Origin of the sequence: Streptomyces anatolicus (assembly GCF_019400875.1) — a bacterium.
Taxonomy (GTDB): domain Bacteria; phylum Actinomycetota; class Actinomycetes; order Streptomycetales; family Streptomycetaceae; genus Streptomyces; species Streptomyces anatolicus.
The window spans coordinates 1-8900 of sequence record NZ_WMBF01000255.1; the positions used below are offsets into that span (position 1 = coordinate 1).

The window sequence follows — 8900 nt, forward strand, 5'->3', positions numbered from 1 at the left end:
GTCATGGGGGGGTTCATGGGGGGTTGCTTCTCTTTCGTGTCGGCCAACAGGCGCTTGGCGGCACGCGTTACCTTCGCGCGGAATATGAGAGGGCGAATCGGCGGGGCGGGTTCACTCCGCGGAACGCGGTGCCGGCCGTGCCGGCCGTGCCGGCCGCATCGGACAGCCGAGTTGCGTGGGTTATGAGGAGGAACGCGGGCGGTTCGGTGCCCCCGCACACGGACTTGACCCCGTGCGGGAACCGGCCGCGCCCCCCGCCGCGTCCCCCACGGGGCCGGCGGATCACGGCACGGGCCACTTATTCGCGTACGCACACAAATTCCGCTCCTCGCAAACCGGCAACGGCATCGGAACCGGCGAGCGCGGATCGCGCGTGGATAACGATGGGGCCTGTGGGCTTCGCGATCTTTAACGTGCCTTGAGGGGCTTATATGCTGCTGATACGGTGCGATGACTTGACACTGAGCCTGGGGCTGAATAGCCCGCTTGGGGCGGGGCGTAGAGAGTCGCGAGTGTCACAAATGACGGAAATTAACCGAATCTTCTTGGGTGTGCGGGGAGCAGTTGCGTGAAGATCCAGGAGCGTATGGGGGCGGGCAACAGCCGTTCCGCCGCGCCGGCTCAGCCGACCGTCGGTGAGCGCCTTCCCGCGCCGCCTCGCGAGCGCAAACCGGCACTTGCCGCACTGGCCGTCCTGCTGATCCTGGTCGGCGCGCTCGGCGCCACGGTGCTCGTGCTGCAGGCCGGTGACCGCATCGAGGTCGTCAAGGTCACCAAGGAGATACCGGCGGGCGAGGCGCCCGTCGAGGGCGAGAACATCACCAGCGTGATGGTCGCCGAGGACAAGTCCATCAACTACGTCCCCTGGGCCCAGGTCGACGCCCTCTCCAGGCTCAAGGCCAAGAACACCATCCCCGGCGGCACGGTCGCCGTCGGCGAGATGTTCGGCGCCAAGGCCGGTCTGCCCGCGGGCAAGGCCTCCGTCGGCCTCTCCCTCAAGGAGGGCCAGTACCCCTCCGACCTGAAGCCCGGCGACACCGTCGCCGCCTACCCCGTGCTCTCCGGCACCTCGACCGGCAAGGGCTCCACCGGAAGCGGCTCCAGCGGCTCAAGCGGCTCCGGCAACTCCGGCAGCCCCCTGGTCGCCGCCGCCAAGGTGAGCACCATCACGGAGAAGAGCGACGCCACCGTGAGCACCGGCAACCAGAGCATCACCCTCCTCGTCCCGCGGGACGAGGTCGCGGCGCTGGCGAGCGCCGCCTCCGAGGGCAAGGTCGCCGTCGTCCGCGTCACCGACAACAGCAACTAGAGGCGAGCAGAAGAGACATGGCGCTCATCGCACTCGCCGCCGACAAGGGGTCGCCCGGCGTCACCACCGCCGCCGTCGCGCTGGCCGCCGTCTGGCCGCGCCGCGTCCTGGTGGCGGAGACCGACCCCGCGGGCGGTGACCTCGTCTACCGCAGCGCGGCCGCGCACGGCGGCCCGCTCAACCCCAACACCGGCATGCTCTCCATCGCGGCCACGGCCCGCCGCGGCCTCGTGCCCGACCAACTCTGGGACCACACGCAGCCGTTGAGCGGTGGCCTCGAAGTCCTCGTCGGGCTCGGCAACGCCGAGCAGGCCGCGGGCCTCGCCGGGCTCTGGCCGACCCTCGGGCGCGCCTTCTCCCAGCTCGCCGACTCACCGCACGCGCCCGCCGACGTCATAGCCGACTGCGGACGCGTCAGCGGCGACACCCCGGCCGTCGAACTCTTCCCGCAGGCCGCCCTCGTCCTGCTCGTCTCGCGCACCGAGCCCGAGGCGATCGCCCGCGTACGCGACCGGGCCGCGGCCCTCGCCACCAAGCTGCACGGCGGCGCGCGGGGCGCCGCCTCGCTCGCGACGCCGCTCATCGGCGTACTCCTGATCGCCGACCCCTCGACCTCGGGCAAGCTCGTCCACCAGGTCAACGACATGCTGATGGCCGCGCAGACCGGCGCCCGCGTCGTGGGCACCCTCGCCGACGACCCGGCGGGCGCCGATCAGTTGGCGGGACGCAAGCGCGGCCGCCTCGACAAGTCGCTGCTCATCCGCTCGGCCCGCAAGGTGACCGTCGACCTGTACCAGCAGTACGGCGCCGCCTGGACCAACCCCGTGGCGCAGCAGCGGCAGCAGCACGGAGCGGGCCGATGAGCACGCCCGTCGATCACCAGCTGGTGAAGCGGTTCCGGCAGGACGCCGGTGACCGCATCGCCGAGCAGCGCCGCCTCGACCAGGTCTCCGGCGTCACCCCGATGTCGGGCGAGGACGAGCGGCACTATGCCCGCGCCGTCATCGCGCAGATCCTGGAGGAGTACGCGCGCGCGGAGATCAACGCCGGGCGCACCCCCCTCGACGCGGAGACCGAGGAGCAGTACGCGGCCGCCGTGCACGCCGCGCTCTTCGGCGTCGGCCGGCTCCAGCCGCTGCTCGACGACCCCGAGGTCGAGAACATCGACATCAACGGCTGCGACCAGGTCTTCGTCGGATACGCCGACGGCCGCGAGACCAAGGCCGACCCGGTCGCCGAGACCGACGAGGAACTGGTCGAGCTGATCCAGGTCCTCGGTGCCTATTCGGGCCTGTCCTCACGCCCCTTCGACTCCGCGAACCCGCAGCTCGACCTGCGGCTGCCCGACGGTTCGCGGCTCTCGGCGGTCATGGACGTCACGCGCCGCCCCGCCCTCTCCATCCGCCGCGCCCGCATGGGCAAGGTCTTCATGTCGGACCTCGTCGGCAACGGCACGCTCACCCCGGAGATCGGCCACTTCCTGGCCTGCGCGGTCCGGGCCCGCAAGAACATCATGATCGCGGGCGCCACCAACGCCGGCAAGACCACGCTCCTTCGCGCCCTCGCCAACGAGATCCCGCCGCACGAGCGCCTGGTGACCGTCGAGCGTGCCCTGGAGCTGGGCCTCGACCAATTCGCCGACCTGCACCCGAACGTCGTCGCGTTCGAGGAGCGGCTGCCCAACTCCGAGGGCCAGGGCGAGATCTCGATGGCCGAGCTGGTGCGTCGCTCGCTGCGCATGAACCCCTCGCGCGTCATCGTCGGTGAGGTGCTGGGCGACGAGATCGTCACGATGCTCAACGCGATGTCGCAGGGCAACGACGGCTCGCTCTCCACGATCCACGCCAACAGCTCCAGCGAGGTCTTCAACCGTATTTCCACGTACGCGCTCCAGGCCGCCGAACGCCTCCCCATCGAGGCGAGCCAGATGCTGGTGGCGGGCGCGGTCAACTTCGTCGTCTTCATCCAGCGGCGCAACAACTATCAGACCGGCGGCAAGCTCCAGCGCATGGTGACCTCGATCCGCGAGGTCAACGGCGTCGACGGCCGCGTCCTGTCCAGCGAGGTCTTCGCGGAGGCCCCCGACGGTCGGGTCGTCGCGCACGCGCCGATAGCCTGCATGGACGATCTGGCCGCGTTCGGCTACCGCCCCGCCGGGCAATGGGGGTGAGCACGACATGAACGGATCCGGACCGCTGGCAGCGGGTTCCCTCGGCTCCATGGGCGGCCTCTTCTCGCTGCCCGTCCTGTACGCACTGGGCTGCGGCGTCGCCGCGGGCGGCGGCATCGCGCTCCTCGCCGTCGCGCTCCGCGGCCTGCCCGCCAAGCCCGCCCACGAGAAGCACAAGGCGAGCGAGCGCTGGAGCGAACTGCTCCGCTTCGCCGGGCGGCGCGGTTCGCTCGCCGCCGGTGTCGGCCTCGTCGTCCTCCTCCTCACCCGCTGGGCGGTGGCGGGCATCGCCGCCGGTGTCCTCGTCTTCTTCTGGGACAAGCTCTTCGGCGGCGCCGCCGAGGAACGCGCCCAGATGAAGCGCGTGGAGGCCCTTGCTGCCTGGACGGAATCGCTGCGCGACACGATCGCGGGCGCGGTCGGCCTCGAACAGGCCATCCCCGCCTCCGCCCGCGCGGCGGCCCCCGTGCTCCGCCCCCACCTGGACGCCCTGGTGGACCGGCTGCGCGCCCGCACCCCGCTCCCCGAGGCCCTGCAGATCCTCGCCGACGAGATCGACGACGCGTCGGCGGACATCATCGTCGCCGCGCTCATCCTCAACGCCAAGCTGCGCGGCCCCGGCCTGCGCCAGGTCCTCGGCGCGCTCGCCAAGTCGGCGCGCGAGGAGGTCGACATGCGCCAGCGCGTCATGGCGCAGCGCGCGTCGACCCGCCGCTCGGTGCAGATCGTGGTGGCGGTCTCGGTCGCCTTCGTCCTCGGCCTCTCCATCTTCAACCGCGAGTTCGTCGAGCCCTACGGCACGCCCGTCGGCCAGCTCGTGCTCGCCATGGTCTGCGCCCTGTTCGCGCTGGGCTTCTGGTGGCTGCGGAAGCTGTCGACGGTGGAGACGCCGGACCGCTTCCTGGTCAGGGACGAGCCGGGCGTGCAGTTCGTCCGTCCCCGCGGCCCGGCCGCCACCGCCGACCAGCCCCAGCAGCCGTCGTCGCAGGGCCTGCCGGGGTACTCCAACTCTCCCGAGGGGGTACGTCGATGAGCCTGACGATGCCGATAGTGATCGGCGCGGTGCTCGGCCTCGGCGTCTTCGCCCTCGTACGCGCCCTCATACCCTCCAAGCAGAGCGCGGTCGCCCAGGTCGCCCGCATCGACGCGCTGCGGGCGCGCGGCGCGGCGTACGAGTCGCACCGGGCCACCTCGGACACGGAGAAGCCCGGCCGCATCGGCTCGATGCGCACCCGCGTCGGCGCGCGCGTCGCGGAGTTCTACCTCCAGCAGGGCTGGGAACTGCGCTCGCTCCGGGCAGACCTCGCGGTCCTCGACCGCAGCTGGGAGAAGTTCCTGGCGACGAAGGTGCTGCTGGCCGCGGCCGGTGTCTTCTTCGGCCCGTTCCTCTTCGCCATCATCTTCACGCTCGGCATCGGCCGCAGCCCGGTCATCCCGGTCTGGCTCGCGCTGATGTTCGGCGTGCTCTTCTTCTTCCTGCCCGACCTCGAAGTGCGCAGGGACGCGGCGGACAAGCGGCGCGATCTGCGCCGCGTCATCGGCGCCTATCTGGACCTGGTGTCGATGAGCCTCGCGGGCGGCCGCGGTCTGCCCGAGGCGCTCATGGCGGCGGCGGAAGTCTCCGACGGATGGGCGACGCAGCGCATCAGGACCGCGCTGGCCGACGCCCGCATCACCGGCGTCAGCCAGTGGCAGGCCCTCGGCGCGCTCGGCGAGGAACTGGGCGTCGAGGAGCTGAAGGACCTGTCGGCGTCGCTGGCGCTGGTGGCGGACGACGGCGCGAAGGTGCGCGAGTCGCTCGCCTCCCGCGCGGAGACGATGCGGCACCGCGAGATGGCCGAGATCGAGGGCAGCGCGGGCGAGAAGTCCCAGTCGATGCTGGTGGCCCAGCTGCTGCTGTGCGCGGGCTTCCTGGTCTTCCTCATCTTCCCGGCGGCGATGCGGGTGTTCCAGGTCTAGCCGCCCTCGACGGTGCCGGCGACAACGGGGCCCGGCACATCCTCCCCCCACCACTCCTGAGAGGACACACACCATGAACGGACCGAACGAAGCGAACGGCCTTGACGGACTGAACGCACCCAGCGGTCTTGGCGGCCTGAACGGGCGGAACTTCCGCACCGGCAACCCCGGCCTCGACTTCGTCATCACCTTCCTCCAGGGCCGCGTGCAGCGCGTCCGCTCCGGCGAGCTGGACCGCGGCGCGTCCGCGGTCGAGTGGGTCATCATCTCGGCGGTCGTCGTGGCGATCGTGGGCGCGGTGGCCGCGGTCATCAACGAGGCGCTGGACAAGGGCGCCGACAAGGTCGGCAAGTGCATCGAGGGCGCGGACGCCGACAGCACCTGCTGAGGTGGCGGCGCACCGGGGGAACTGAACGGGGACAGGAGCGGACACGCATGCGCGAGCGTGCAGGACGATGGGTACGCCGCAGGGTGGAGGCCGCCTCCGCCCGCGGCGAATCCGGCATGACCGCGATCGAGTTCGTGCTGCTCACCCCGGTGCTCTTCTTCATGATCTTCGCGACGGTCCAGTTCGCGCTGTACTTCTTCGCGGATCACGTCGCCCAGGCGGCAGCCCAGGCGGGCGCGCGCAAGGCCCGTGCAACGGCGGACGAGAACGCGGGCGGCTGGCGCGGCGAGGCACGTGACGTGGCCGACGCGTACATCCGCCAGCTCGGCCCGCAGCTGGTGATCGACCCGAAGGTGCGGACGGTCCAGCCGGACCCGGGCACCGTCGGTGTGGAGATCACGGCGAAGGTGCCGATGGTCTTCCCCGGCCTCGACTTCACCGTGCACGCGCGGTCCGCGGGACCGGTGGAGCGGTTCGTGGAGGACAACGGCTGATGCGTGACATGGAAGTTGGGGCGGTGGCGGGAGGCCGCCCGTGCGCGGGGCTCCGGGCGCGTGGGGACGACCGGGGGCTGTCGACCATCGAGGTCGTGATCCTCGCGCCCGTGATGATCCTGTTCATCCTCGTCCTTGTCGCCTTCGGGCAGCTCGTCGACGGCCGGGGTGCCATCGACGGCGCGGCGCGCGACGCGGCACGCGCGGGCTCGATCCAGAAGGAGCACGGCACGGCGCTCGCGGAGGCGCGCAGGGCCGCGCGTGCGGACCTCGCGGACGTCTGCTCGGGGCCGGTCAGCGTCGTACAGAAGAGCGCCGGCTTCGACCCCGATGTCGACCCCTTCTTCACGGTGGAGGTCAGCTGCGAGGTACGGGGGCTCGCCATGATCGGCGTCGATGTGCCGACCACCCTGAAGGCCAGCTTCAGCTCCCCGCTCGACCCGTACCGGAGGTCGGCGTGACGACGAGGCCCACTGCCGTACGCGCCTGGGCCGCCGCCCGCCGCGAAGCGCTGGACGACCGCGGCTCGGGCGCGGGCGCGGTCATCATCTTCGCGCTCGTCTTCCTCTCCCTCGCCGCGTTCGTGATCGACGGCGGGCTCTCCATCTCCAAGCGGGAGCGCGCCGCGGACATCGCGGAGCAGGCCGCGCGTTACGCCGCGCAGGACCTCGACATGGAGGGCATCTACGAGGGAGCCAAGGGCGCCCCCATCAACTTCGAGAACTGCGGCGCCCGCGTCCAGGCCTTCGTCAGGGAGGCGGGTCTGACCGGCGCGGACGCGGCGGCGACGCACTGCGTGACGGCGAACGAGCAGCAGGTCGAGGTGGAGGTCCGGATGACCTACAGCCCCGTCTTCACCGGGATGTTCTACGGCGGGGACGTCACGGTGACGGGACGCGCGGTCGCGGAGAACGAGGTGGGCTGAGGCCGGGCGCAGGCGGCTACTTCCCGTCGCCCTTGCCGCCACCACCCTTACCGCCCTTGCCGCCCTTCCCCTCGTTCGCCTTCACCGCGTCATTGACCTGCTTGGCCAAGTCGTCGTCCAGCTTCTTGAACTCGCGCACCACCGCGTCCGACAACTCCGCGAGCTGGTCCAGTTGCTGGCCGATGTCCTCGCGGCCGTCCTCCCAGTTGGACTCGAAGTCGTCCAGGGAGTCGTACACACCGCCGTCGCCGATGTCGTCGCGGTAGGACTCGAAGATCTTCTTGGTGCGGTTCATACGGTCCTTGATGGAGCGCAGCCGCCGGCCGTAATCCTCCAGATCGGTGATCGGAACCGCGAGGTCGCTCTTCCCCTTGCCCATGGTCATCTCCCCCTTCGAACGACACGGACGACGCTACCGTGTCATGAATCGGGCCTTTGGTACGGCCGGTTGCCAAACGGGCGGCCACCCCGCCCACGCCCCTGTCTGACCTCCGGCACCTTCCGTACCATCGCCTCAGTACGCTCTTGCTACCACCATTCAATCCGCCCCCCTCTACGCCCTCCCACAGGACACCAGGACACCCGCCATGGCGCGCACCACCTCACGCTCGACGAGCCCGCCTGACCCGATGTCGCCGCGGAACCGGACGCCGCAGCCCCTGCCGCGGCGCCGGCGTTCCGTCGGAGACTTCGTCAAGGCCTTCCTCGCCTTTGTCGCGCTCGCCGTGCTCCTGGTCGGCGTGCCGGCGGCCCTCGTGGTGTTCGTGGGGTGGCCGCTGCCGGGTGGGTCGCCCTCGCTGAGCTGGCTCCAGCAGGAGATCACCGTCAGTACGTTCATCAACGTACTGACCGTCGTCGTCTGGTTCGCCTGGGCGCAGTTCACCGCCTGCGTACTGGTCGAGATAAAGGCCGCGCTCTCCGGAGTCGGCATCCCGAGCCGGGTGCCGGGCGCCGGTGGCAGCCAGCTGCTCGCGCGGCAACTGGTCGCCGCGCTGCTCCTGGTCGGCGCCACCGCCGCCAGCTTCGCGCCAGGGCTCTCGCAGTTCGGGCAGTCGTTGGAGGGCAACCAGAAGCCCGCGTCCGCGAGCGCCCAGCAGACCCCGGGCGGTCTCTTCGGGCAGGAGCGGCAGACCGCCGCGTCCGCCGCCGACGCGCTCGCCGCGCAGGCCGAACAGGCCGCCGCGCACGCGGGCGGTGGCGCCGCCGCCAAGGACGGGGACACGAAGTACTACCGGATCCAGCCCCCCGAGGGACGCCACCACGACTCCCTGTGGGAGATAGCCGAGCGGCACCTCGGCGACGGCCGCCGGTACAAGGAGATCTACCAGCTCAACAAGGACCGTGAGCAGCCCGACGGGTCCAAGCTCTCCGAAGCCAGCCTCATCCGGCCCGGCTGGATCATGGAGATGCCCGCGGACGCACACGGCGGCGAGCTGGTCGAGATGCCCGACGAGGCGCCCAAGGTCTCCGAGGACGTCAAGGAGCAGATCTCCGACTACTCCAAGACCGGCGACCAGCGACAGGGCGGCGGTCAGCAGGGCAGCGGCGACCAGGAGGGCGGCGGCGACCGGCAGGGCAGTGGCGACCGGCAGGGCAGTGGCGGGCAGCACGGCGGCAGCTCCGTCGACCGCGACACCGCGCACATCGTCCTGCCC

The 8900-nt window shown here is 71.1% G+C and carries 11 protein-coding genes; 10 read left to right on the forward strand and 1 reads right to left on the reverse strand.

Features of this window, described 5'->3' with window-relative positions; all coding sequences use genetic code 11:
- The first annotated feature begins 568 nt into the window (after positions 1 to 568).
- The 9 genes from GKQ77_RS21050 (at position 569) to GKQ77_RS21090 (ending at position 7245) form a co-directional block, all read left to right on the forward strand.
- Entirely contained in the window at positions 569 to 1309 is a 741-nt protein-coding gene (locus tag GKQ77_RS21050; RefSeq protein ID WP_219690479.1) for a hypothetical protein, read from the forward strand.
- 17 nt (positions 1310 to 1326) lie between these two features.
- On the forward strand, positions 1327 to 2172 hold the full coding sequence (locus GKQ77_RS21055) for a hypothetical protein (RefSeq protein ID WP_125514389.1): 846 nt from the start codon (positions 1327 to 1329) through the stop codon (positions 2170 to 2172).
- Complete coding sequence (locus GKQ77_RS21060) at positions 2169 to 3479, forward strand: TadA family conjugal transfer-associated ATPase (protein ID WP_219690480.1); 1311 nt, start codon at positions 2169 to 2171, stop codon at positions 3477 to 3479. Before GKQ77_RS21055 ends, GKQ77_RS21060 begins: the two co-directional genes overlap by 4 nt.
- A 7-nt stretch (positions 3480 to 3486) precedes the next feature.
- Positions 3487 to 4512 carry a type II secretion system F family protein gene (locus tag GKQ77_RS21065; RefSeq protein ID WP_219690481.1) on the forward strand — a complete coding sequence of 342 codons (1026 nt, stop codon included), beginning with the start codon at positions 3487 to 3489 and terminating at the stop codon, positions 4510 to 4512.
- Positions 4509 to 5438, forward strand: a complete 930-nt coding sequence (locus GKQ77_RS21070) for a type II secretion system F family protein (protein ID WP_219690482.1) — start codon at positions 4509 to 4511, stop codon at positions 5436 to 5438. Before GKQ77_RS21065 ends, GKQ77_RS21070 begins: the two co-directional genes overlap by 4 nt.
- Before the next feature lie 136 nt (positions 5439 to 5574).
- Positions 5575 to 5826, forward strand: a complete 252-nt coding sequence (locus tag GKQ77_RS21075) for a hypothetical protein (protein ID WP_125517922.1) — start codon at positions 5575 to 5577, stop codon at positions 5824 to 5826.
- Positions 5827 to 5873: 47 nt separating this feature from the next.
- Positions 5874 to 6320 carry a TadE family protein gene (locus GKQ77_RS21080; RefSeq protein WP_219690483.1) on the forward strand — a complete coding sequence of 149 codons (447 nt, stop codon included), beginning with the start codon at positions 5874 to 5876 and terminating at the stop codon, positions 6318 to 6320.
- 8 nt (positions 6321 to 6328) lie between these two features.
- The gene (locus GKQ77_RS21085; RefSeq protein ID WP_219690486.1) at positions 6329 to 6781 is read left to right on the forward strand and encodes a TadE/TadG family type IV pilus assembly protein; all 453 of its coding nucleotides are present in this window, start codon (positions 6329 to 6331) and stop codon (positions 6779 to 6781) included.
- Entirely contained in the window at positions 6778 to 7245 is a 468-nt protein-coding gene (locus GKQ77_RS21090; protein ID WP_219690484.1) for a pilus assembly protein TadG-related protein, read from the forward strand. Before GKQ77_RS21085 ends, GKQ77_RS21090 begins: the two co-directional genes overlap by 4 nt.
- A 16-nt stretch (positions 7246 to 7261) precedes the next feature.
- Here GKQ77_RS21090 and GKQ77_RS21095 read toward each other — a convergent pair whose 3' ends face one another.
- A complete protein-coding gene (locus GKQ77_RS21095; protein ID WP_219690485.1) occupies positions 7262 to 7624 on the reverse strand; it encodes a hypothetical protein in 363 nt (120 codons plus the stop codon).
- A 208-nt stretch (positions 7625 to 7832) separates the two neighbouring features.
- Between GKQ77_RS21095 and GKQ77_RS21100 the strand changes: the two genes are divergently transcribed.
- On the forward strand, positions 7833 to 8900 hold a 1068-nt coding region (locus GKQ77_RS21100; RefSeq protein ID WP_372459940.1), incomplete at its 3' end, for a LysM peptidoglycan-binding domain-containing protein.